Source organism: Serratia sp. BFP-2025 (assembly GCF_050880365.1).
GTDB lineage: Bacteria > Pseudomonadota > Gammaproteobacteria > Enterobacterales > Enterobacteriaceae > Serratia > Serratia surfactantfaciens.
This window is the reverse complement of sequence record NZ_JBPAFV010000001.1, coordinates 386881-409400: the sequence shown is the minus strand read 5'-3', so window position 1 is coordinate 409400 and position 22520 is coordinate 386881. Positions and strand designations below refer to the sequence as shown.

Annotated in this window: 21 protein-coding genes and 1 tRNA gene; 8 read left to right on the top strand and 14 right to left on the bottom strand. The window is 57.8% G+C overall.

Annotated features, from left to right (window positions below; all coding sequences use genetic code 11):
* The first annotated feature begins 11 nt into the window (after positions 1 to 11).
* A tRNA-Arg gene (locus tag ACRAWE_RS01975) sits at positions 12 to 86 on the top strand.
* A gap of 93 nt (positions 87 to 179) precedes the next feature.
* Here the strand turns inward: ACRAWE_RS01975 and ACRAWE_RS01970 are convergent.
* The 4 genes from ACRAWE_RS01970 to ACRAWE_RS01955 form a co-directional block, all read right to left on the bottom strand.
* Positions 180 to 1454 carry a lactonase family protein gene (locus tag ACRAWE_RS01970; protein ID WP_432524595.1) on the bottom strand — a complete coding sequence of 425 codons (1275 nt, stop codon included), beginning with the start codon at positions 1452 to 1454 and terminating at the stop codon, positions 180 to 182.
* A 20-nt stretch (positions 1455 to 1474) separates the two neighbouring features.
* On the bottom strand, positions 1475 to 2275 hold the full coding sequence (locus ACRAWE_RS01965) for a helix-turn-helix domain-containing protein (protein ID WP_432524593.1): 801 nt from the start codon (positions 2273 to 2275) through the stop codon (positions 1475 to 1477).
* Positions 2276 to 2981: 706 nt separating this feature from the next.
* A complete protein-coding gene (locus ACRAWE_RS01960) occupies positions 2982 to 3203 on the bottom strand; it encodes a hypothetical protein (protein WP_019453795.1) in 222 nt (73 codons plus the stop codon).
* A 1-nt stretch (position 3204) separates the two neighbouring features.
* Entirely contained in the window at positions 3205 to 4176 is a 972-nt protein-coding gene (locus ACRAWE_RS01955) for a hypothetical protein (protein WP_074055774.1), read from the bottom strand.
* Between the two features lie 227 nt (positions 4177 to 4403).
* On the opposite strand from ACRAWE_RS01955, the gene ACRAWE_RS01950 reads away from it, so the two are divergent.
* The 3 genes from ACRAWE_RS01950 to dsdC all read left to right on the top strand — a co-directional run bounded on the left by ACRAWE_RS01950 (position 4404) and on the right by dsdC (position 7593).
* Positions 4404 to 5900 carry a PAS domain S-box protein gene (locus ACRAWE_RS01950; RefSeq protein ID WP_432524591.1) on the top strand — a complete coding sequence of 499 codons (1497 nt, stop codon included), beginning with the start codon at positions 4404 to 4406 and terminating at the stop codon, positions 5898 to 5900.
* Positions 5901 to 6034: 134 nt separating this feature from the next.
* Entirely contained in the window at positions 6035 to 6286 is a 252-nt protein-coding gene (locus tag ACRAWE_RS01945) for a CsbD family protein (protein WP_019453798.1), read from the top strand.
* A gap of 377 nt (positions 6287 to 6663) precedes the next feature.
* Entirely contained in the window at positions 6664 to 7593 is a 930-nt protein-coding gene (gene dsdC, locus ACRAWE_RS01940) for a DNA-binding transcriptional regulator DsdC (RefSeq protein ID WP_019453799.1), read from the top strand.
* A gap of 11 nt (positions 7594 to 7604) precedes the next feature.
* On the opposite strand, the gene ACRAWE_RS01935 is transcribed toward dsdC, so the two are convergent.
* From ACRAWE_RS01935 to ACRAWE_RS01925, 3 genes are read right to left on the bottom strand one after another with little or no spacing between them, the layout of a single operon-like run.
* Positions 7605 to 7907, bottom strand: a complete 303-nt coding sequence (locus tag ACRAWE_RS01935) for a hypothetical protein (RefSeq protein WP_019453800.1) — start codon at positions 7905 to 7907, stop codon at positions 7605 to 7607.
* Between the two features lie 3 nt (positions 7908 to 7910).
* Positions 7911 to 8834, bottom strand: coding sequence for a DMT family transporter (locus ACRAWE_RS01930; protein ID WP_154746583.1), 924 nt, complete (start codon positions 8832 to 8834; stop codon positions 7911 to 7913).
* A gap of 45 nt (positions 8835 to 8879) precedes the next feature.
* Positions 8880 to 9170: a hypothetical protein gene (locus ACRAWE_RS01925; RefSeq protein ID WP_025160153.1), complete on the bottom strand. Its 291-nt coding sequence runs from the start codon at positions 9168 to 9170 to the stop codon at positions 8880 to 8882.
* A gap of 404 nt (positions 9171 to 9574) precedes the next feature.
* On the opposite strand from ACRAWE_RS01925, the gene ACRAWE_RS01920 reads away from it, so the two are divergent.
* The gene (locus ACRAWE_RS01920; RefSeq protein WP_019453803.1) at positions 9575 to 10720 is read left to right on the top strand and encodes a porin; all 1146 of its coding nucleotides are present in this window, start codon (positions 9575 to 9577) and stop codon (positions 10718 to 10720) included.
* A 57-nt stretch (positions 10721 to 10777) separates the two neighbouring features.
* On the opposite strand, the gene mltB is transcribed toward ACRAWE_RS01920, so the two are convergent.
* Complete coding sequence (gene mltB / locus ACRAWE_RS01915; protein WP_019453804.1) at positions 10778 to 11866, bottom strand: lytic murein transglycosylase B; 1089 nt, start codon at positions 11864 to 11866, stop codon at positions 10778 to 10780.
* A gap of 292 nt (positions 11867 to 12158) precedes the next feature.
* Between mltB and ACRAWE_RS01910 the strand changes: the two genes are divergently transcribed.
* Entirely contained in the window at positions 12159 to 12614 is a 456-nt protein-coding gene (locus ACRAWE_RS01910; protein WP_432524587.1) for a DUF805 domain-containing protein, read from the top strand.
* Here the strand turns inward: ACRAWE_RS01910 and pgaD are convergent.
* From pgaD to pgaA, 4 genes are read right to left on the bottom strand one after another with little or no spacing between them, the layout of a single operon-like run.
* Entirely contained in the window at positions 12611 to 13051 is a 441-nt protein-coding gene (gene pgaD / locus ACRAWE_RS01905) for a poly-beta-1,6-N-acetyl-D-glucosamine biosynthesis protein PgaD (protein WP_019453806.1), read from the bottom strand. The two genes, ACRAWE_RS01910 and pgaD, sit on opposite strands and share 4 nt — an antisense overlap.
* Positions 13048 to 14382 (bottom strand): poly-beta-1,6-N-acetyl-D-glucosamine synthase, encoded by a 1335-nt coding sequence (gene pgaC, locus ACRAWE_RS01900; protein ID WP_063919809.1) that lies wholly within the window; start codon positions 14380 to 14382, stop codon positions 13048 to 13050. Before pgaC ends, pgaD begins: the two co-directional genes overlap by 4 nt.
* Complete coding sequence (gene pgaB / locus ACRAWE_RS01895; RefSeq protein ID WP_063919810.1) at positions 14379 to 16385, bottom strand: poly-beta-1,6-N-acetyl-D-glucosamine N-deacetylase PgaB; 2007 nt, start codon at positions 16383 to 16385, stop codon at positions 14379 to 14381. The genes pgaC and pgaB overlap by 4 nt, the downstream gene beginning before the upstream one ends.
* A 10-nt stretch (positions 16386 to 16395) precedes the next feature.
* The gene (gene pgaA, locus ACRAWE_RS01890) at positions 16396 to 18852 is read right to left on the bottom strand and encodes a poly-beta-1,6 N-acetyl-D-glucosamine export porin PgaA (RefSeq protein ID WP_071892027.1); all 2457 of its coding nucleotides are present in this window, start codon (positions 18850 to 18852) and stop codon (positions 16396 to 16398) included.
* Between the two features lie 581 nt (positions 18853 to 19433).
* Here pgaA and ACRAWE_RS01885 point away from each other — a divergent pair.
* Together ACRAWE_RS01885 and ypdK are read left to right on the top strand one after the other, a co-directional pair.
* Positions 19434 to 19871: a transcriptional regulator gene (locus tag ACRAWE_RS01885; RefSeq protein ID WP_019453810.1), complete on the top strand. Its 438-nt coding sequence runs from the start codon at positions 19434 to 19436 to the stop codon at positions 19869 to 19871.
* Positions 19872 to 20428: 557 nt separating this feature from the next.
* Positions 20429 to 20503, top strand: coding sequence for a membrane protein YpdK (ypdK, locus tag ACRAWE_RS01880; protein WP_099782600.1), 75 nt, complete (start codon positions 20429 to 20431; stop codon positions 20501 to 20503).
* A 55-nt stretch (positions 20504 to 20558) separates the two neighbouring features.
* Here the strand turns inward: ypdK and ACRAWE_RS01875 are convergent, their stop codons facing one another.
* A complete protein-coding gene (locus ACRAWE_RS01875) occupies positions 20559 to 21083 on the bottom strand; it encodes a cytochrome b (protein ID WP_019453811.1) in 525 nt (174 codons plus the stop codon).
* Between the two features lie 111 nt (positions 21084 to 21194).
* A complete protein-coding gene (gene alaC / locus ACRAWE_RS01870) occupies positions 21195 to 22424 on the bottom strand; it encodes an alanine transaminase (RefSeq protein ID WP_019453812.1) in 1230 nt (409 codons plus the stop codon).
* Positions 22425 to 22520 lie beyond the last annotated feature (96 nt).

The following is a 22520-nucleotide window of genomic DNA, read 5'->3' as shown; positions in this document are numbered from 1 at the left end:
CGACCCGCAGCGTCCCCGTAGTTAAACGGATATAACAAGCCCCTCCTAAGGGCTAGTTACTGGTTCGATTCCAGTCGGGGACACCATCCTTTCTTATCAAGCCATTCTCCATCATCTGCACCCGCAATCCGCCCTTTTCCCCTGTACAGACACGGTTTGCCCGCGCGTTATGATTGGCGTTAATTAAAAAACTTGATATCCGTCGGCGTTGAGATCGTCGCCGCCTCCCCCCTGGCCTGCAACCTGCCCGTCTCATCATCGAAATCGAACAGGGTCACGGTATTGGTGAACACATTCGTGGCATAGAGGTAGCGGCCTCCGACATCGAACGCGAGCGCACGCGGTTCAATGCCGCCGGCTTGATAGCGCGCCGGCGCGCCTGGCAGACCATTCTTGGCAATGCTTAATACCAGCAGTTGATTATCGCTGCCGCGATTGGTGGCAATAAGATATTTTCCGCTCGGGCTAAGGATAATGGCTCCGCCGCTTTTAAATTCCGCCGAGTCCTGCCCACCGTTCAGCTTCACTTTCCCCAGCGGCGTCAATCGATGGTCGTTGACGGCAAACGCCTCGATGTCGCCCGCCATTTCGGTGATGACATAGGCATATTCGCCCTGCGGCGAGAACACCATGTGCCGTGGACCGGCGCCGGGTGCAAAGCTGACATCGCGCGAGGCATCCGCCTGCAACGGCTGCGCGCTATCCGAACGGTAGCGATAGGCGTGCAGCTTGTCCCCGCCAAGATCCGCCGCATACAGATAGTTGCCATCGCGGCTGAAGGTGGTGGAGTGCGCATGGCCCCCTTCCTGACGCCCCTGCACGGCGCCGGAACCTGATGTAAACGGATAATGCTGCACGGACTCACCCAGCTTGCCGTCGCCGCCAATCGGCAATGCCGTCACGCCCGCGCCACCTTGAGTGACGGAGTAGTTGGCGACAAACAGATACCGGCCATCCGGGCTGAGTGTGGCATGCGTCGGCTGCCGGCCTGCACTGTTCACCGTATTCAGTACCCGGACGGCGCCGTCTTGGCCTATCGCCAACGCGGTCACCGTTCCCGCGTCCTCTTCATTGGTGACATAGGCAAAACGGCCATCGCGAGATTTTACGATCCACGACGGGCTTTTCATCTTAATCACATCGAGCGGCGTTAACGTGCCGTCGCCATTCACCGCCAGGCGATAGAGCCCTTCACTGGGATGCGCCGGTTTCTGCACCGCCGGCGCATCCGGAATATGGGTCCAGGTTCCGACCAACGCTATTTTCTGATGATCCTGCTTATTTGCCATCGCATTTCCTGAAAACATGAAAAAAATTAACGCCACCGTAAATTTAATGGCCTGCCGGCCTAAACCGGTAACCCTTGTTCGGCCAAGTGCAGGCAATGTAAAAGGTAGCATAAAGCGAACCTGTTGGCGTTTATTAATTGGGTCGAGGCTTTTTTCTCTATTCATGATGTCTCCTTGCCTTATCACTAGGTTACAGGAATAAGTATATCGACATTGATAACATTACCATTTAAATTATCTTGTCTATATAACTCGATAAAAAAGCTCTCCCGCATTTTGACATTGATAGCCGGCAGATAGATGTCGTATATTCCTTCGAAAAATTTAACGTACTCTGACAACTCCCCCATAAAGGGGATGACAATATATCTACCCATAGGGATATAAAAATTAAAAATAGAATGAAAAACCTCTGGTTCCTTGCTGCTGGAATGCCATTTATGGCTCCTGTTCTTTTCGACATTACACACCCCTCGCTGCTTGCTTAACCATTTCTCATTGGTCTGTGCAATGTCACTGGCATCTCTGTATTTTCTTATAGAATGAAAAATCAGTGCCTTGTAATGCTTTAACATCTCAATGTCATCCGGCATGACCGCGTGGTAGAAATAGGGTTTCTTGTCGTTGCCATATGGCGGGATCTGCATGGAAAAATCCCACCCCCGGCTGTTCCTGAAGCTGTTGGGCGTTTCGCCGAAGAAACGTTTGAATGCCCGCGTGTAACATTGCTGAGAGGCAAACCCGGATGCCAGGGCAACATCCAATATATTTCCTTGGTGCTGTTTGAGCAGAATAGCAGAGCGACTCAGTTTTCTATTCCTTATATAAGTCCCGAGCGTTATGCCAAAATAATGCTTAAACAGCCGTTGCAAATGCCATTTAGAGTAGCCTGAAATAATGGAAACCTTTTCAACTGACAGCCCCTCGACAATATTCTTCTCCATATACTCCAACACCTGTACAAGAATATCTTTTCTGTAATCCATATGTGCTCCTTGCCTTTATAAGCTTTGCGTCCTTTTTATTAAAATCGTTAACCAAACAAACCAAGTTATTAAGATTAATCCTAAAAAAAATCACCCTGCCAATTCATTTTTTACGGCATAGGAAAAACTATCGCATAAATAACTGAAAATGATCATGTTATATAAATCCCGCCATGGGAAACCCATAAAACAAAATCAAGCCATGTAAAATGCACTCATCAAAGATGCACTTGCCACACCTGGTGGAATCACACTTTTTGTTAATTGTTTTACCTTAAAGTGTTTTTTTATAGCCGGATTGCATGGCCGAATAGGAATTTCATCATCACAAATGAAAACGCATTTTATAGTTTGGCCCGCCGATAAATATTACTGCGGCCGATATGTAAAAGGATGATCGTCAGTCAAAGAAAACGAGAGAGGTAAGCTCAGGAATTGAACGTTGTTCTCAATAATCTCGCGTCGCAATAGCACATTTCTTTTTTATCGTTCCAGCGCAGAGAAAACGGATGTTTTAACCAACCTTGCTCGATGCCCTGTTTTACAAACCACGCCCATAGGGAGCCACGTCCACTCCCGTGAACCGCACACCTCTCCCCCGGTAAAATACCGAGCCGACTCGCCCCGTGCCTTGTCGCCAGAACGGCCTACGGCCCCAAACAAAAAGCCCAGCACGTGAGGCTGGGCTTTTCATTCAACAAATGGATTAATCAGTCAGGTTATCGATCTCTGCCGATCGGTGTTTACGCAGCAGATACAGCAGCAAAGATACCCGTCGCTCGGTGCGTTCCGGGGTATCCGGCGGCAGGTTGTAGCGCAAGGTGTAGCGCTCGTTGTTCTCGTTGCAAAAATCGATGACGAGCACGGGGGCTGACGCCCCCGCCACTTTTCGATAATTCAGCGAGATGCACGACAGGTTTTTCTTCATCTCAACTTACCGCGACGGTACGACGGGTGGATTCAGCAATCCGCCCCACGCCCGCGCTCAGCGCGGCGCCCAACAGCAGCACCAACAGGGAGCCCCATGCGGCACGAGACAGCTGTTTGGCCGCTTCATCGGCCGCTTCGCGCGCCTTTTGTTCGGCCTGCGCCTTGAGTTTTTCCACTTTTTGCACCGCCTGCTGGTAAGCCTGAGCGTAGTTATCGACGATTTGGCTCGCTTCGTCGCGGCTCTTCCCGGTGCGCGCGGCAACGATATTCACCAGCGCGTTCTTATCGGCGGCGCTCAGCGTCGGCTCACCGGACTGTTTGACGCGTTCGAACCACTGCTTAAGCTCGGTGGCGGCCTGCGCAGGATCGGCAGCGGCATCCATGGCTGATTGTTTGCCGTCAGCGGCCACCCGATCGGCCTTCTGTTCCAACCGTGCAGGATCCAACTCCGGCTTACCGGTCTGCTTAAGCGTGGCGTTCAACTGGTTTTCCAGACTTCCCCAGTCCAGGCTGATGCCGTTTTTATCCAGCTGTTGCTTGAGGCCTTCGCCCACGTTTGGCGCCGCCGCCGCCAGGCCGCTGCCCGCCAGCGAAAGCCCCTTGCCCACCGCGCTGCCCGCCAGTCCAACCACGCCACTTGCCAATGAAACCATCAGCCAGGTGGTCAGCAAGGTGGTGATAGACCAGCTCAGCAGGCCATGCAAGCCGCCGCGGTTCGGCGCGGTGCGCCCGGCGACGAACGCGCCAGCGGCCAGCGCCACCAGCGTTGAAACCAGCAGCCAGATGCCGGTGCCGGTGCCAAAGCCGCTCAGCGGATTGCCCTGTTGCATCATATCCACGGCCTGGGCGCCAATAGCCGTACCCAGCACGCTGAATATCAGATAAGTCACCAGCGCCACGGCACTCCCGGCCAATATCGAGCCCCATGACACCTGAAACGCAAAGCGATTTGATTCATAGACAGTGGTCATCGTTGTTCCTTATATTTTCTGGACAAGTGATTGCACGCACGGCGGATAACCGCGCAGACAAATTCAGTCTGCCGCGCGGCGTCGTCGGCCGTCCCGGTTCATTTGCGCCAGAATGACTAGTGCATTCACACCCTGCGAATTCGCACGTTATGCACTAAGCTGCTCAGCGAGTAGCGTAATCTGCGGCCCCCGCCAGAGGCCGCCCCCTTCTGTCTAGCGGAGAATCCATGAGCCAATCCGTCCTCGCCAGCGAAACCCAGCGCGGCCACCTGCAGCAAATCATCTCCGGCTTGTCCGACGGCGTGATCCTGACGGATACCGAGCAAACCCTTCTCTGGGCCAACGAGGCCGCGCTCGCCATGCATGGCGTGGGTCATCAGAAAGCCCTGGGGGCCAATGCCGGCGAGTACGCGGCGCGTTTTGCCCTGCGCTATCGCAACAATCATCCGCTGGCGCTGGAACAGTACCCGCTGAGCCGGGTTGCCGATGGCGAGACCTTTACCGATGTGGTGGTGGAAGTTCGGCGGTTAGACGATCCGGACAGCTTCTGGGTGCACCGCCTGCGGAGCCTGATCGTCACCGATCCACAGGGGCAGCCGGAGCTGCTGGCGCTGATCCTGAGCGATGCTACCGAGTGGGCCAGCGCGGAGCAGCGTTTTGAAAAAACCTTCAACGCCAACCCGGCGCCGGCGGTCATCTGTCGGCTAAGCGACCTGCGCTACGTCAAGGTCAATCAAGGGTTTCTGGATATGACCGGTTATCAACGCGAACAGGTCATGGGCCGTTCGGTTTATGAAGTGGATGTCCTGGAACAAGCGGAGCACAAAGAGCTGGCGGTACAGCGCCTGGGAGAAGGCGCCACCATTCCGCAGATGGAGGCCGAGCTGAAACTGCCCGGTGGCGGAAGCAAGCTGGTGGTGGTTGCCGGCCAACCATTGGACTTCAATGAAGACGATTGCATGCTGTTCACATTCACCGATCTCGAACCCCGACGCCAGGCTGAATCGGCGCTGCGAGAAAGCGAAGAGCGATTCGCCAAGGCATTTCGCCTGAGCCCGGTGCCAACGCTACTGTGCACCGCAGACGAGCGGCGCGTGCTGGATGTCAACGAAGCCTTCACCCGCACCACCGAGTACGAGGCCGAAGCCTTGATCGGCAAGACGGTCGATGAGATCCAGTTTATTGACGATCCCGAGGCAAGCCGCCGGCTGTTTGCCGCCCTGGAAAAAGGCGGTAACGTCGAAGGGCTGGACATCCAGGTGCGCAAGAAAGGGAGTGAGCTGATCGACTGCGTGGCCTCGGCGGACGCCATCAGCATCCACAATGCGCCCTGTTATCTGTTGGTCTTGATGGACATTACCGAACGCAAACGCTCGGAGCTGGAGCTGGTGAGCGCCATCGAAGAAGTGATGCAGGACGCTTCCTGGTTCAGCCAAACCCTGATCGAAAAACTGGCTAACGTGAAAAGCATCAACCGGCCCGACCAGGCCAGATTTAACGCCAGCGATCTCACGCCGCGCGAGCGCGATGTGCTGGAATTGATTTGCGAGGGGCTGCCGGACAAGAAAATCGCGGCGCGTCTCAATCTGGCGCTCAACACCATTCGCAACCATGTCGCGACGGTCTATTCCAAACTGGGTGTGCATAGCCGCAGCGAAGCCATCGTCTGGGCCAGAGAACGCGGGCTGTTTACCGGTGGGCCAAGCGCCAGGAACGGCAAGTAGCCTGCAAATGCACTATCCGCACCGATGCAAACGCCCCTTATAGGCACCCGATGTAGTGCATAACATGGAAATGCAAATGCAAGCTTTCGCCCTGTGCGGAAGCCAAACGGATCGAACCTTAGGAGCGCATCATAATGAACAGCGAAAAAGCCGATGGCATGATAGAGAAAGTGGCGGGCAAAGCGCAGGAAATGGCGGGCGACGTTACCGGAAACGAACGTTTGCAAGCCGAAGGCGCCACGCGCTATGCAGCGGGCGCGCTGCAAGAAAAATACGGCGAAGCCCTGAGCTGTGCCGGCAGCATGATGAAGAAAAACCCGATCGTCGCGTTGGCTTTGATTGCCGGCGCAGGCCTATTGACCGGCCTGCTGCTGCGCCGCCGTTGATGCGCGCCGACGAGCAAATCGCTTTTCACTGAATGCCGGGCCCGGTGGGTAACCATCGGGCCCGGTCCTCTCGGCCAAAGAGCAAACGCAGCGGGTGCGCCGAATTATCATAGTGAAGCCGCTATATCCCTCATAGATAGGCGTATTTAGTCGCCGCTTAACCGCAGCCATGTTATTTTACTCACCGATTCCCGACGCTCATCGTCTTCTCACCCCAAGCCATCCGCCCGTTATTTACGGTCATGAGGCAATAAATCAGCTTACCCTCAGCATCACTGAAATCGTCAGTTTAACATCCGAATATATTCACCAACCTGGGTTTATCCCTTTCTCCATTAAATGTTAGTATCGCTGCATTGCGCGCACGGAGAAATAACATGTTCCCCAGTAGAAAATATTCACAACGGGCCACCCCGCTGACCAGCTATCAATTTTCCCGGCTGCATACTTTCGAATGCGTCGCCCGTCATTTATCTTTTGCGCTGGCGGCGCAAGAATTGTCGATCACCCCCAGCGCCGTGAGCCATCGCATTAATTTGCTCGAAAAGGAGTTGGGCTTTCTGCTATTCCAGCGTTTTCATCGCAGAATTACCCTGACGCCGGAAGGTGAGCGCATGCAATGGGCGCTGGACAGTTCCTTCAACACTTTGAATCAGGAAATTCTGGATATCAAAAATCGCGAGTTGACGGGGACATTGACGCTCTACTCGCACCCATCCCTGGTGCAATGTCTGCTGCTGCCGCGCATCGGCGACTTTATCGCCCAACACCCCACCATTCACCTCAATATTCTGACCGGGCAAGAGATCATCAACCTGGCCAACCGTGGCGTGGACCTGGCGATGTACTTCGGCAAACTGCCCTCTGGGCGGCATCTGGACGAAGCCTTTATGCAGGAATCAATGGTGCCGATCTGCACCCCGCAGTACGCCGCCGCGCATAATCTGTACGACGCGCCGGAAAACCTGGCCCACTGCACGTTGCTGCACGATCGCTACAATTCCGGCGAAGATGAATGGCAAACCTGGTCGCAACACTTTGCGCTGGGGTTGGATACCGACAGCAAAAGCATGGAGTTCGACCGCTCCGATCTTGCGGTGCTGGCCGCCACGCGGCACCTTGGCGTCGCCATGGGGCGGCTCAATCTGGTGCAGGATTGGATCAAAAGCGGTGAGCTGATCATCCCGTTCAGCAATATGACCGTGCCCTGTGAGCACTGCTATTTTACCTCGACCATCTCCGAACGGCAGTGGCCGAAAATCCTCGCCTTTAAACAGTGGATCATGAAGACCTTTCCTCTGGCCTGACGGCCAGAGGCTTATTTCCATATGTTGGGGGAATAAGAGAAGTGCAGCGCACAGGCATAAATGCGCCCGTCTTTTGAATAGGAGATATATTTCCGATTTTTATCCCAGGCCAGCAGGGAATTATTGGCAAAGTAATAAACTTCCAACGCCATCCCGTTAGCCAACTTTGACCAGCCTCGGCTTCTTATTACGGTCAAATCGCCGTTATCGATGAGCGTAATCAGCGGCACGCCCCAGGCATAGCGAGATATTTGCAGTTGAATAATGAATTGGCTTTCGCAGCTTATTTGGTAGTTCTGTACATCAACATCCATAATTTATATTTTTGGTGCCACCCTTCGGTCAACATAAATAAGATATGAGCAACTCACCACGACTAGCCCCAGCACGATCAGCAAAGCACCCAATACAAACTCAATTTGCAGCGGTTCGCCGAGAATGACGACACCCGCCAGGATACCGAATACCGGGGTCATAAAGGTAAGAATGCCCAGCGAAGAAGCCTGATAGCGGCGCAACAGTGAAAACCAGATCAGGTAGCTGAAAAACGACACGATCACCGTTTGGAACAGCAAACTGCTCCAGACCACCGTGCTCATGACGGCGTGCAAATTGCCCGTCGCTATCGCCAGCAGCGACAGCAGCACGCCGGCGCCCGTCAACTGAAACAGCAGCGTCTGTTTGGCGGGGCACTCCGCCAGACGGGTGGTGCGAATCACCAGAGTAGAACCGCCCCAGGCGATCCCCGCCAGCAGGCCGTAGAGATCGCCTTTCAGCCGCTCGGCACCGCCGCTTTCCACGGCCATGCCCGACATGGCCAGCACCACGCCGCCAAAGGCGATGAGCATGCCAAACCACTGCATCGGCGACAGGCGCTCCTGATGAATAAGAAAATGCAGGCCAAGCGCGGAAAACAGCGGCGCGGTGTACAAAAACACCGCCATATGTGAAGCACTGGTGTAACGCAGCCCCTCGGAGACAAAAAAGAACTCCAGCGCAAACAATCCCCCCACGCTCAAACCGGCGCACAGCGTAGCGCGATCCCAGGTGAAGCGTTCGCCGCGGCAGCGCGCCAGCAGATAAACCCCCAGCGCGGCGAGACCCGAGCGAATGGCAATCTGCAGCACCGCCGACATGTCCGACTCTGCCGCCTTGATCGCCACCTGCTGCATCCCCCAGATGGCGCATAGCATCACCATGGCGGCGGCAGCTCTGCCGTCGATACCAATTCTTGCATTCATAATAAGTTCTCGCCGCCGTTGGAATAATAACAGGCTGCCGTCGTCTTATTCTTTATAAACCACGATTTCCTGATAAAGTTTAATAACCTCACCATCGCTGTCTACGGCGTCGGTATATTCGGTTTGCTGCGCCAAATGAATCACCTTCCATCCTTTACGCGCCAGTTCAGGGATCGTCAGGTGCCCCACGCCGCGGCAGGTAAACAGGGTATCGTCGGACAACCTGAGTTTGCTAACCTCAGCATAATCATAAGCTTGAGAATGGCAAACGTGCGACTCCGCCGCCATCGCCGGTAATGAAAACAACCCCACTAACAACATTAACAGGTTTCTCATGGCGACCTCCCAATCGCTTATTTATCCCGACCGATTACGCAGCCAAAGGCCAACGTTAATACGGCGGTGACAGGCTAAAATCAATTATCTCTTGCACGGTTGAAATTACAGGCAGGCGCCGGTGGCTGACAAATGAAAAATATAAACCTTGGCGTTAAATGAATTCATCCAAGCGGAGAGGCATGCATAGCGCCCGTTTTCGCCGCACGAAATGGTCAAAAACCGGCCAATAATTAGCAAGAAAAGTAATTATTTATCTCGTCGTTTATGTTACAAATGCCGCCCGCCGCGAAAACACTAAAAAACACCGTCAAAATGCGCAAAAACGCAGCTTTTTGCGCAAAACATCGGCATGGCGGCGCTGATGGGGGCGGTCATACATAAAACAGGGATAACACATGGCAATGAAATTGCGCGTAGTGACTCAGGCAGTGGCGCTGGGTCTGGCGATCGGCAGTGCGTCGTTCGCCGCTCAGGCGGAAATCACCCTGCTGAAGCAAGATCCGCAGGCCGGCGATCCGCTCAGCCGCCTGAACTTCACCGTTGGCGGCAGCATCCGTCCGCAGTTCAACAACATGACGGGCGACGGTGACAAGGGCTCCTACAAGCGTAACGGCTTCGACGGCGGCACCCGTTTCCGTTTCGCGGCGGACTACTACCTGTTCGACGATATCAGCTGGATCAGCTACTACGAGCTGGGTGTGAACATTCCGGCGCTGTTTGACTGGGATCATCACTATGCCGACGGCGCGCGAAACACCAGCCGCCGCATGCTGTATACCGGCCTGAAGAGCAAAACCTGGGGACAGATGACCTTCGGCCAGCAGAACAGCGTTTACTATGATGTCGTCGGTGCCAAAACCGACATCTGGGACTACGACATGCTGGCTCAGGCGCCGGGCAACGGCATCAACGGCGACTACGACGGCTCTTACCGTTCACGCAAAATGCTGAAGTACAAAAATAGCTTCGGCGATGCGGACGTTTACGCTTCGTACCTGTTCAGCGACAGCGACTACCTGCCGGGCAACGGCCTGCGCTATAAGCGCAAAGGCGGCGGCTCACTGGGCGTGGATTACCACATTACTCAGGATCTGACCTGGGGCACCGCCTGGAACTACACCCGCGCCGAAATGCGCAACCCGTCCACCAGCGGCAGCAAAAGCTACGACCAGAACATCGTCGGCACCGCCATCAGCTGGAAACCGGACAACTGGACGCTGACCTTCGGCGGCGGTTACTACCACGACTTCCTGACCACCAAGAAAGCCGACATCAACAATTACTTCGCCGGCGACGCGTGGGGCATCGAGTACCTGGCCGGTTATACCGTGCCGGTTGGTCAGTACGCGGTGAAATCGGTGATGCCGTACTTCATGGGCGATCGCCTGGAATACGTCACCGGCCGCAACTACCAGCGCATCGACAACGGCCTCGGGGTTACCGTGCAGTTTGACTACGGCTTCCGCGTTGACGTAGAGCATGTGCTGACATCGAGCACCGACAACCTCGGCGATATGACCGTGGTGCGTCTGCGCTACGACTTCTGATTGCTCAGAACGTAAAAAAGGCCGCGCAAGCGGCCTTTTTCGTTGATTGAAGCAGCGTCAGAAACCGCCGCGCGCCGAGCGCCCAACCGCTTCGCCCAACTGCCACACCGCCATGGCGTAGTGGGTGCTGTGGTTATAGCGGGTGATGACGTAGAAGTTCGGCAAGCCGTACCAATACTGGTAGCCGGTGCCAACGTCCAGCCGCAGCAGGCTGGCCTCCTGATTATCGCCGAGCGAACCCTGTGGGCTTAGGCCAGCTTCCGCCAGCGCGGCAACCGAATAGCGAGTCTTGAAGCCGTTTTCCAGCCCCGGCGCCTGGCCGTTGGCCTGGATGGCGACCGGTTCGCCTTTGGACCACCCGTGCGCCTTGAAGTAATTGGCCACGCTGCCGATGGCATCGACCGGATCCCACAGGTTGATATGACCATCGCCGTTAAAGTCGACCGCATAGCTTTTGAAGGAGGAAGGCATGAACTGCCCGTAGCCCATCGCGCCGGCGAAGGAGCCACGCAGCTCGAGCGGATCGTCGCCTTCGGTGCGCGACATCAGCAGGAAGGTTTCCAGCTCACCGGCGAAGTAATCGGCGCGGCGCGGATAGTCAAAGGCCAGCGTCGCCAACGCATCGATAATGCGGGTTTTACCCATTACGCGGCCCCAGCGGGTCTCCACGCCGATAATCCCCACGATGATCTCCGGCGGCACGCCGTACACCTGCCAGGCACGCTGCAGCGCATCCTGATATTGGTTCCAGAACACCACGCCGTTCTGCACGTTATCCGGCGTAATAAATTTGTTGCGATAGCGCAGCCAGGAGCCATTCGGCCCGGTTGGCCCCTGGGTAGACGGCGTCGGCGCTTGCCTGTCCATCAGCCGCAGCACCGAATCCAATCGCCGGGCCTGCGCCAGCACATCGTGCAGCTGCTGCCGATCAAAGCCGTGTTCCTGCACCATCTTATCGATAAAGCGTGCGGTATTCGGGTTATTGGCGAAATCCCCACCCAGCGGCGCGCCGCTGTGCGCCGGGCTCAGCAAAAAGCCGCCTTTTACCGGGGCGTTCTGCGGCGTAGCGGTGGTACTGGGTTTCGGCGTGCTGCTACAGGCAGCAAGCAAGGTAATCAGCGGTAAAAGCGCAACCAGGTGACGCATCGGATATCCATATAGCCATGCAAGAGATAAGTGAGAGTTATGTTAATGCATTGTTCGGTGCGAACAAACAGGATTATGTCGCCAATTACCGCCTCAGGTAGCCAAACGTGCCAAATTGTGACGTTTTACGTGATGGAAGGACGCCTGAGGCGGTCACGCTGAATCTCAACCGCGAATAAATGATAATAATTATCACCTTGACGCTCCCGGTTACCCGGATAAAATGCCCCGCTGTTTGCCCTGCTTACCGCCAGACGGCGATTCATCGCCATTATCGCGACAACGGACTGTTATGGAATCTCTCGGACAACTCGCTAAAGGCCTCTATCGCGGGCGCGTCTCGCGCAAAACCTTTATTTTTTCGCTGGCCATCTTCGCCATCGGCATCGCGCTGCTGTCGTTTCTGTCGACCTATCTGGACAAAAATCATTTTCACGCCCATGCACACAGCGATACCGCCGAATTCGTCGCGGTGCTGCTGTATCTGCTGTGCATTATGGTGTGGGCGCTGTTCTGCTTCGGTCTGGTGACGTGGTTCATGGCCAAAACCGCGTTCCGGTTCAACGATATCGGTCTGCCCGGTTGGGCGCTGGCCGTGGCGTGCTATGTGTGTTCGGTGCTGAACAATTACTCCCCTGGCCCGGTGGCCCGCTGGCTGCCGCTGTTCAGTCTGGCGGGGATGATCTGCGCCCTGCTGTTGCCGCCCGACGGGCTGCGCCGCAAGCCGGACGGCAACGCTGACGACTAACGCAGCTGCACCACCTTGTTCGCTGCCGGTTCGGCCGCCGTCAGCCTGCCGCTGACCTGGCTGATGCCGCCGCCGCTGTTATGGGACACCACGGCGATCGGCAAACGCCGCAGCTGCCGGGTCAGCTCCGGCGTGATATAGCCGATGTGGGTGTTCTGTTGCTGTTTCCGCCAGCGGCCAGCGGCCCTGCGGCGGGAGAAATACTGGTTGTATTTGGCCCAGGCGATCAACGTGACGGCATTGAACAACGCCACAATGATATACAGCGAGATCACCTCCAGCAGCGACAGGGCAGAACCCACCCCGTGCTGATCCATCACCGACATCAGGCCGCGGCTGAACAGATAAAGGAAGCCGCACCAGGCGAAAAGCGTCAGCAGGCTGTCTACCACGCGCGGCAGCAGGCCGCGTTCGGAATAAATCAGGACATCTGTCATTCTTTGATCCTCCCAATGCCCCGATCGGGGCTGATCCAGCGCGCACGCCCGCGCCGAGCTTTCAACATGACTTTGGAAAACGCCACCAGCGTGGTCAGCAGGCTGAGCAGCCAATACACCAGCGGATACCAGATGATCCAGAACAGCGAGCGGCCGAAGCCCTTCTCATAGCGCTTCTCCAGCAGCAGGCTAACGGTGAACTGCAGCAGGCACACCACGCCCAGCACCAAGCCGGTAAACGCCGGCGTCAGCAACGAGTGAATGCGGATGCCCTCCGGCAGCGGCACCGCCAGCCCGGCCAGGAAAATCAGCACGCTGACCAGGTAAGTGAACGCCCACAACGTAGAAAGGCAATACTCGGCGAACAGCAGCCACATATGCCGGTGCTCCCAGGCCCACAGGTTGCGCAGATTCTTTAAAAACACCTCGGCGCCGCCCTGCGCCCAGCGCAGGCGCTGCTTCCACAGCCCGCGCAGGGTCTCTGGCATCAGGATCCAGCACAGCGCCCGCGGTTCGAAGAAGATAGCCCAGTGCTTGAGCTGTAGCTTCCAGCTGATGTCGATGTCTTCGGTGATCATGTCCTGGCTCCAGTAGCCGACATCGGTAAGCGCTTGCTTACGAAACGCGGCCACCACGCCGGAAATGGTGAACAGGCGGCCATAGACGCGCTGCGTGCGCTTGATAAGGCCGATGATCGACGAAAACTCGCCGACCTGGATGCGGCCGATCAGCGTGGAGCGCGTGCGGATGCGCGGATTGCCGGTCACGGCGCCGACGTGCGGATTGGCCAACAGCGGCGCCACCAAATAGGCCGCCGCATCGCGATCCAGCAGCGCATCGCCGTCGATGCACACCAGAAACTCGCTGCGCGCCGCCGCCGCGCCCGCCTGCAGCGCGATCGCTTTGCCCTGATTTTGCGCCAGATGGATCACCCGCAGACGGGGGAACTCCAGCGTCAACTGATCCAGCACCTCGGCGGTGTCATCGCTGGAACCGTCGTTGATGGCGATCACTTCGATATTTTCATAGCGCTGCGCCATCGCCGCCGAAATGGTTTCACGCGCGTTCAATCCCTCGTTGAAACAGGGGATCAGCACGCTGATCGACGGGTTGCCCGGCAGCACCGGCGCGGGCATGTCCGGGCTCCAGCGCCAGTGGCGCTCGCGGTGCAGCCAGAAATAGATGCCGCCGGCGATCCAGATACCGGACATGAACAGCGGCCAGAAAAACACGAAGTTGAGCAGCACTTCGCCAGTAAACAGCAGGACGATGCCGAAAGGCACGCTCAACACCAGACACAGGATAAATAAGGCAATTAAACGATCGGTCATGGCAGTGGGAACCAGGCTGAGGACAACACCGGGCGAACGGCATCCAGCTTAGGCCGATCGTCGAGGAAGTTGTCGGGGTAATAACCAAAGCTCTGAGCGCCATTGCGCTGCAGGCGACGCATCCATTCGGCCAGCAGTTGACCGTCATCCAGGCTGATCCGGCGCTCCTTGCGCCAGTCGACGGCCTGCAACTCAAACACCGTTTTATCGAGCGCGCCGGGGTAAACGGCCACTTTGCCCACCAGTTGATCCAGCCAGCGGCCGCTGTCGGCGCGCGACACGTTTTCCATCAGCGGCATCGCCATCGGCGCCACCCAGTCGTAGGCCTGCAGGAAATCCGCCAGATTCTGGCCGAACCAGGCTTCGCTGGCAGGATCGAGCACCGGCATCGCATAGATGTTGCGCGCGGTTTGCACCTGCGGGCCGCGGATCGCCCGCACCCGCTCGGTCAGCGACTGGGTAAATGCGATCAGCGCCCGGCTCTTGAAGCGCGTCCAGCGCGCCATCGCCTGCGGATCCTGGCGTATCGCCGCCACTGAATCGGCGAAGCCGGCCTGGCGGTAGGCCGCAACGGCGTCGGGGCCAGCGTCTTCGAAGTCCGACAGCAGGGCATCGTCGTGGAACAGTATCCCTTTAAAGGTGGCGTGGGCCGCCAGATCCTCGTAGATCTCACCGATGCGCTGGCGCGCCACAGCGCTGAACGGCGACAGGCGGCGGTACTGCTTGTCGTCTACCGACAGCTGCCCGCTTTGCGGATCGAGGCGCTGTACGCGCGGCACGTCAGAGCCCAGCTCGAACGCCAGCACCGGCATCCAGGCATACACGGCCACGCCGGTGCGCGAAGAGAGCTGCCAGGAGACCCGGTTGAACAGGTCGGCCTTCATCGGCAGCCAGCGGTTGGGGAAATAGAGCTCGCGCACGTTGCCGTCGCCTTTTGGATCGGCGAACGCCTGCAGGAAAACGGTATTGATGCGCAGGTCGTAGATGCGCTGGATCAGCTTGTCGAGGTTTTTGGCCTGCTGCTGCGGATCGGGATCGTAGAGGTAGTCGAGATCGACGTGCGCCACCCGCATGATCTGCCGGTTCTGTATCTGCGTCAGCTGCTGGGCGAAGCTCGTCAGCGACGGATTGCCGGCCACCAGCATGCGCGGCACGTTCTCAGGCGCGTTGACGTCTCCCAGCCCGTTCTCCAGCGTCAGCGCCATGCGGTAACCGTGCTTGCGCGCGATGTCCAGTGCCACGCCGCCGGCCGCGCCGTAAGGCCAGACCCACACGCGCGGCGCCTTACCGGTGGCGGCGGTGATGCGCTGGGTTATCAACGCCACGTCCTTCTCGATACGTTGGCGATATTCCGCCTCGCTTTCGTAGCGGCCCTGTTTGGCGTCATACAGCCGATTAGCGACCGCCGGTTCGGTATTGCCCTGCGGGTTGGCGATGCCGCCGTAATGCGACGCGTAGGTGTGTGCGCCGATCTCCACCAGCCCGGAGTCCGACACCTCCCGCACCTGCTGCCAGGTGAGGAAGCGATCGCGCGGCGTCATCAGGCCGCCGAAGTCGACCGGCTTGCCGGCCGGCGCATCCAGCCAGACGCCGACCGGCGCCAGCACCGCCGGCCAGTTGTAGGCCTTCAGCAGCGGGAAGACCCGGCTGTAGAAGCTGCGGTAGCCGTCGTCGAAGGTCAGCAGCACCGCCTTGTTCGGCAACGCCGGGCCGCCGTTTTGCGCCTGCAGGATCTGCTCGACCGACACCGGCTGGTAGCCGTTTTGCTTCAGCCAGGCGAACTGTTCGTTGAGCGCGCTGGTGCGCACCGACATGTAGCGCTGGTCCGCCGCGCCGTCTTCCACGTCGTGATACGCCAGCACCGCGTAACGGTTGGCCGGCCACGGGCGTTCCATCGGCCCCACGGGGCGCTCCGCCGGCGGCGTGAAGCGCGGCACGTCCACCTGGCTGCAGGCGGTGGTCAGCAACGCGGCCAACACGAAAAGCGAGGATCGAATAAGCATGATTATTCCTTTAAAAACGATAATTCAGATCAAACGTCACGCCGATGTTCCGCTCGCGTTTGCCGTCGTACGGATGCTTCTCAAACTGCAGCATCGCGCCGGCGTCCAACACCCCGTTCCAGCTGATGCGCTGGCCGTAACCCAACTGGGTGATCGGCTTGCGCGCATAGTCCCGCTGCCAATAGCTGCCGGCACCGGCCTGGAACTGCTGGCTCCACTCGGTCTGATAATGGCGATACAGGGTGTGATCGAGCGTTAACGACGGCAGCAGCGTGAAGTCGCGCTTCGGGTTGTAATACGGCACGTTCTCCTGGCTGTTGCGACTGCCGGACAGCGTCAGGTTCATGTCCAGCCGATAGCGGGCGCCGGCGAGCAGCCGTTGCCGCCCTTCCAGGCCGTATTCCAGCCGGTTGTTGCCGTCCGAGAAGTGCGAAGGCGCCACGCTGGCACGCAGCTCGCGGCTTTCGTTCTGCTGCCAACGCAGCCACAGGTTACCGCCGTTGGCGCTGATGCCGTTGGTCAACGCACGCAGCGGCGTCTCGGCCGACAGCCGCGCCACCGAACCGCCGAGGCGCCATTGATCATTCAGGTCATACCAGGATGAGAGACGCAGGCCGAGCTCATTGCCGTGGCCGTAGTTGCGGTTGGCCACCTCGGCCTCCAGCCACAGATCGCGCGAGCGCCACTCGGCGCCGGCGCTGAGATCGCGATTGATGCCCTTGCCCTCCTCGAACTGGCCGGTGTTGAATCCCCAGCCGGTGAACAGCCGCCAGTTGTCGTCGATCGGCGGTGAATAGAGCGCGGCGTGAATGCCGAAATCGTGGCTGCCGCTGACCGGCCCGTCTGAATCGATGCCCTGATTGCCGCTGATGCGCAGTTCAGACATGTGGTGAATGCGGCGCGAACGCTCGAGCTGCTGAGCGGCGACGCTTTCCGGCGCGCGCTGGATGACATCGTCGGCCAGCAAATCGAGCTGCCGCCACGCCTGCAACTCCTGAGCGACATAGCCCTGCTGGATCTCCAACGGCAGGCTGCGCGGCTCCAGCCCTTCCACCTGCTTCAGCTCCTCCTCCGCGCGGCGCGGCCAGCCGCGCGCCAAATAAACGCTGGCCAAGGAGATGCGCAGACCCTGATTGCCCGGCGCCGTGCGCGCCAGATGGGTCAGCTGCCGTTCGGCCTCGGCCAGATCGCGTTGATAAACCCGCGACTGCGCCAACAGCGATTGGCCGACCAGCCAGTCATCGTTGTAGGCCAGCGTCGGCAGCTGGTACAGGCGGGTCGCGTAGGGATAGCGCTGGCTGACGCGCTGCGCCAGCAGCGCCGCCTGATCGATGCGTTCGTTCTCCGCCTGCGCGTAAAACAGATCGGTTTCGTCTTCGGCGGTCACCGCCTGCGGTGCGGCGGCGTTCAGGCGGCCGAAAATGGCCTGCGCCTTGTCCGGCTGCTGCAGATAGAGGTAGGCGGACGCCGCCCAGCGCTGGGCATAATCCGGCACCGTGCGCCCTTCCGCCTGCAGGGTTTGATACTCGCTCACCACGTCGGCCATTCGATAACGCGCCAGCAGCGCGCCAAGGCGATCGATACGCGCCTGTTGGTAGCTGTCCTGCGCCTCCGGCAGCGGCCGCCACTGCGTCAGCAGTTGGTCATAGCGCGCCAGCGCGCGATCGGCGATGACGAAACGTTCCTGTTCGCCGCGAGCATCGATAAACGACAACCGCACCAGCTCGGCGGCTTCATCCGCCTGCAGGCGCCGCTGCTGCACGGGCGGCAATGTCAGCCCCTGGCTTTCACGCAGTGCCGGATCCGCAACCCGATTCGCCGCCAGCAGCGTCACGTAATAAGCCTGAATTCCGGTGTCGGACGGCGTCAGCGCACGGGCATGGGTAACGTTTTCCAGCGCCGCCCAGCTGCGGCCGGCGGTCTGGTCCACATAGGCGCGCGTCAGATACCACGTTGCCGGCTCCAGCAGCTTCTCCGCTTTTGCTGCTTCCGTTTGCGCCTGCACATCCTGCCCGGCATCCGCCAGCGTCATCACATAGCCGCGCTGCAGACCGCCGTCGGCGGGAGCGAGCTGCAACGCCGCACGCCACAGGCGCAGCGACGGTTGCCACTGCTTCAGGTTGCGATAGGCGCGGGCCGCCGTCGCCAGACTGGCGCTATCCCGCTGCAGCGCGGCGCCGTCGGCACGCCAAAGCGCGACCACCTCTTCATCGTGGCCGGCCCAGCCGGCCACCTGGATATAATCGGCTCGCTGCTGCAGGCTCAACCCCTCCCGAGCGCGCCGCTGCGATAAATACGCCAGCACCGGCGCGGTATCACCCGACCTGGCCTGACGGATCAGTGCGTCATAGCGTTCATCCGCCAGCGCGGCGGCCGGCAGGGATAAACCGATAAACAGCAATGACGCCGCATATTTGGTGGCGTGGCGTTCGGTAAAGCGTAATGAACGCGAGTTAACTTTAGGCACGAGGCATTCCTTTAATCCGTGAGCTGCTGTCCTGGCAAAGTGGAAATGCGAGCAGGCACCCGAAAAATCGGCTAAGGCCGTCGGGTAATAAGCATGGAGTAATGAATATTTCTGTCTGGCGCACGCTTAAATAGAATCGAATGCGCCTTTGCCTAAAAAGAGTATTTTATAAATCTGCCGATGAATACCGCAGCCAGGTGATATCTGAATAAAAATGGAATTTCACAATTGTTAATAAGTGAAATAATAAAAATTAAACCCATAAAAATCATAAACATAAATTTATATCATAATCAATATTCTTACTTTCACTCTACCATGTGAAATTGTATAAAAACCGGTGTGATATTTGATTTTAATTATCATTATCACCCATCGACAGGGTTATTAATCCAAGTGACTAATTAAATAATCTTTCTTGCCGGCAAAAATAATAAGAATATTGCTCACCAGAAAATTAAATTTGCCTGCTAATAATTATTGCTTTCAATTTAAATTCCCCTACGGCTACGTTCCTGCTGGCTATCTCCCGGACATGCCGTCACAATAGCGCCTCATTCAGATTTTCATCAGGGATCGCCATGTTCAGCCACTACCCCGCCCATTACCTCTTCGACCGCGACAGCGACGCCTGGCAGATCGGTTTCCACGACTTCCCCGAGTGGCAATCGGCCTGCTATAAACGCGAAGACATCGAGCTGGAAGCGCAGGAAAGCCTGCTGGCCGCCATCGCCGCCGCGATGGACGAAGGGCTGCCCCTGCCCGCCCCTTCCCCTCTGCAAACCGATGACTTGAGGGTACACCTGCCGGCGCTGGTGGCGCTGAAGATCGAGCTGCACAACGCCATGCTGCGCAAAAACATCGGCAAAGCGGCGCTGGCGCGCCAGCTGGGATTCAACGGCGGGCAAATGGAGCGGTTGCTGGATATCGGCTACGCCTCGAAGGTTGAAGCGCTGGAACAGGCGCTGTATCTGTTGGGCTATGAAGTGCGCGTGACAATAAGCGAAGTTTGCCAATAAGTTAGCTGCAGGTAAGCAAAATATTATCCGCAAGGGCTAAATTTTCCCCAGTTGGCGCCGATGTGATCGTTACCTAATCACTTGTCGCAACAACGAAGGCTAAAAATGGAGTGGAGTCGCCGTCATATTTGGGCCGTTATTCTGCTGTCTTGTCTCGTTTTTTGGGCCATTTTGGTGACCGGCATCAACGCCCTCGCCTGAGCGCCTGCCACCGCATTGCCCCCCCCCGATTTTGCAGCCCGCCACGGCGGGCTACTTCCTGTCGCTTGCCGATGAAAAGCGTTATAAAACAGCACAGGCAGGTCAAAAAACAGCCAAAAATTGTGATCAAAAACACAGTATTGAAATCAGACCAGTATTGAGAGTACATTAGCGCCGATCCTGTCGCGGTTCAGATTTTACCTCACGGAGCATGAGGCGCGACAACCGGACAACCCGCGCTCGAGGACGTTGTTCTTTCGCTTGGAAGAACCCGCCCGACAAGCTGGTTGCCCATAAAATACTCAGCACAACAATCGGGATCATTGCTGGCGAGGACTCCAGACAGGAGTTGTTCAGTGAAATATTTTTTGATGGGCGTGTCATTCATGCTGGTTGCCTGGGTTGGCACCTTCATGTTGATGGTTGCCTGACCAGGAATACAGTCAAAGGGACGCGCAAGCGTCCCTTTGTCGTTTCAGTCTACGATTATTTTCCCGGCATCATGCGGCGCAAGGTGTCGTCCTTACGCAGGTAGTGGTGATACAGCGCCGCCAGCGCATGCGCGCCAATGATAAAGTAGCCGATGTTGGCCAACGTCTCATGCACCGTTTTGACCAACTTGCGCATCACCGGATCCGGCGTCACCCATTGCGGTACCGGCCATCCCAGCAACGTCCACGATTTTCCGCCGTAGGCCAGGGTTAACATCCCCAGCAGCGGCAACATCAAGAACACTACGTACAGCAGCCAATGGAAGATCTTGGCGCCCACTTCCTGCCATTCGGCCAACGGTGGCGTGGTCGGCGGCGCCGCGTGAAAGGTGCGCACCGCCAATCGAATCAGCATCAGGGCAAAGACCGACACCCCAAAGTTAAAGTGCAGATTTTTGACCATCGGCGCCCACTCGTCCGGCACCGAATCCTTCAGCAACATCGCCGCATAGGTGAGGATCACCATCAGCAACGTCAGCCAATGTAAAACGATTTGCGATCGCGCGTAGCGGTTGCTCATACACTCTGTCCAAAAAATAAAACTCAGCGTAGTCGAGCATAATGGGGAAATAATGAAGAAAACCTTGGGTCGGAAAAAAATAAGGCCGGGCGGGCGCCCGGCCTGACGGGATTATTTGGCGCCGCCGCCTTTGCCCGGCTTCAGCAGTCCGTCTGCGCGGAACATCGCCTTGATGCCGCGCACCGCCTGACGAATACGGTCCTGATTCTCGATCAGCGCGAAACGCACATGAGTATCGCCGTAATCGCCGAAGCCGATGCCCGGCGAGACGCAAACCTTCGCTTCCGCCAGCAGACGCTTGGCGAACTCCAGCGAGCCGAGGTGGGCATAAGGTTCGGGAATTTTCGCCCACACGTACATCGACGCCTTCGGATTTTCCACCATCCAGCCGGCCTCATGCAGCCCCTTCACCAGCACGTTGCGGCGCTGCCGATACTGTTCGGCGATATCGCGCACGCACTGCTGATCGCCTTCCAGCGCGGCGATGGCCGCCACCTGCAGCGGCGTGAAGGTGCCGTAGTCGTGATAACTTTTGATGCGCGCCAACGCGCTGACCAGCTCGGGGTTACCGACCATGAAACCGATGCGCCAGCCGGCCATGTTGTAGCTTTTCGACAGGGTGAAGAACTCCACCGCAATGTCTTTCGCCCCCGGCACCTGCATGATCGACGGCGCTTTCCAGCCGTCATAGACGATGTCGGCATAGGCCAGATCGTGGATCACCAGCACGTTGTACTGCTTGGCCAGCGCCACCACCCGTTCGAAGAAATCCAGCTCCACGCACTGCGCGGTCGGGTTGGACGGGAAGCCGAGGATCATCATTTTCGGACGCGGAATGGTTTCCCGAATGGCGCGCTCCAGCTCACCGAAGAAATCCACGCCGTCCACCAACGGCACCGAACGCACCTGTGCGCCGGCGATCACCGCGCCGTAAATGTGGATCGGGTAGCTGGGGTTCGGCACCAGCACGGTATCGCCGTGATCGAGGGTCGCCAGCATCAGGTGCGCCAGCCCCTCTTTCGAACCGATGGTGACGATGGCTTCGCTTTCCGGATCGATATCCACCTGATAACGATCGGCATACCAGCGCGAGATGGCGCGGCGCAGGCGCGGAATGCCACGCGAGGTGGAGTAACCGTGGGTGTCGTCGCGCTGGGCGACGGCGCACAGTTTTTCCACGATGTGCGGCGGAGTCGGGCCGTCGGGGTTACCCATGCTGAAGTCGATAATATCCTCGCCGCGACGGCGTGCGGCCATCTTCAGTTCGGCGGTGATGTTGAATACGTAAGGGGGAAGGCGTTCAATGCGCGTGAAACGGCGCTGTGGACTGTTATCAGCCATAGGGGATTCCTCGATAAACGTTAGCGCCCGGACCGTCCGAGCGACGCTGGCCAGCGAACTGACCGAATATCGAACATAGCGCAGCGCCGACGAGCT

Excerpts from the sequence above, each read along its gene's own strand:
- ACRAWE_RS01970 (WP_432524595.1), bottom strand. The coding sequence starts at position 1,454 with ATGAATAGAGAAAAAAGCCTCGACCCAATTAATAAACGCCAACAGGTT.
- ACRAWE_RS01965 (WP_432524593.1), bottom strand. The coding sequence starts at position 2,275 with ATGGATTACAGAAAAGATATTCTTGTACAGGTGTTGGAGTATATGGAG.
- ACRAWE_RS01960 (WP_019453795.1), bottom strand. The coding sequence starts at position 3,203 with ATGAAGAAAAACCTGTCGTGCATCTCGCTGAATTATCGAAAAGTGGCG.
- ACRAWE_RS01955 (WP_074055774.1), bottom strand. The coding sequence starts at position 4,176 with ATGACCACTGTCTATGAATCAAATCGCTTTGCGTTTCAGGTGTCATGG.
- ACRAWE_RS01950 (WP_432524591.1), top strand. The coding sequence starts at position 4,404 with ATGAGCCAATCCGTCCTCGCCAGCGAAACCCAGCGCGGCCACCTGCAG.
- ACRAWE_RS01945 (WP_019453798.1), top strand. The coding sequence starts at position 6,035 with ATGAACAGCGAAAAAGCCGATGGCATGATAGAGAAAGTGGCGGGCAAA.
- dsdC (WP_019453799.1), top strand. The coding sequence starts at position 6,664 with ATGTTCCCCAGTAGAAAATATTCACAACGGGCCACCCCGCTGACCAGC.
- ACRAWE_RS01935 (WP_019453800.1), bottom strand. The coding sequence starts at position 7,907 with ATGGATGTTGATGTACAGAACTACCAAATAAGCTGCGAAAGCCAATTC.
- ACRAWE_RS01930 (WP_154746583.1), bottom strand. The coding sequence starts at position 8,834 with ATGAATGCAAGAATTGGTATCGACGGCAGAGCTGCCGCCGCCATGGTG.
- ACRAWE_RS01925 (WP_025160153.1), bottom strand. The coding sequence starts at position 9,170 with ATGAGAAACCTGTTAATGTTGTTAGTGGGGTTGTTTTCATTACCGGCG.
- ACRAWE_RS01920 (WP_019453803.1), top strand. The coding sequence starts at position 9,575 with ATGAAATTGCGCGTAGTGACTCAGGCAGTGGCGCTGGGTCTGGCGATC.
- mltB (WP_019453804.1), bottom strand. The coding sequence starts at position 11,866 with ATGCGTCACCTGGTTGCGCTTTTACCGCTGATTACCTTGCTTGCTGCC.
- ACRAWE_RS01910 (WP_432524587.1), top strand. The coding sequence starts at position 12,159 with ATGGAATCTCTCGGACAACTCGCTAAAGGCCTCTATCGCGGGCGCGTC.
- pgaD (WP_019453806.1), bottom strand. The coding sequence starts at position 13,051 with ATGACAGATGTCCTGATTTATTCCGAACGCGGCCTGCTGCCGCGCGTG.
- pgaC (WP_063919809.1), bottom strand. The coding sequence starts at position 14,382 with ATGACCGATCGTTTAATTGCCTTATTTATCCTGTGTCTGGTGTTGAGC.
- pgaB (WP_063919810.1), bottom strand. The coding sequence starts at position 16,385 with ATGCTTATTCGATCCTCGCTTTTCGTGTTGGCCGCGTTGCTGACCACC.
- ACRAWE_RS01885 (WP_019453810.1), top strand. The coding sequence starts at position 19,434 with ATGTTCAGCCACTACCCCGCCCATTACCTCTTCGACCGCGACAGCGAC.
- ACRAWE_RS01875 (WP_019453811.1), bottom strand. The coding sequence starts at position 21,083 with ATGAGCAACCGCTACGCGCGATCGCAAATCGTTTTACATTGGCTGACG.
- alaC (WP_019453812.1), bottom strand. The coding sequence starts at position 22,424 with ATGGCTGATAACAGTCCACAGCGCCGTTTCACGCGCATTGAACGCCTT.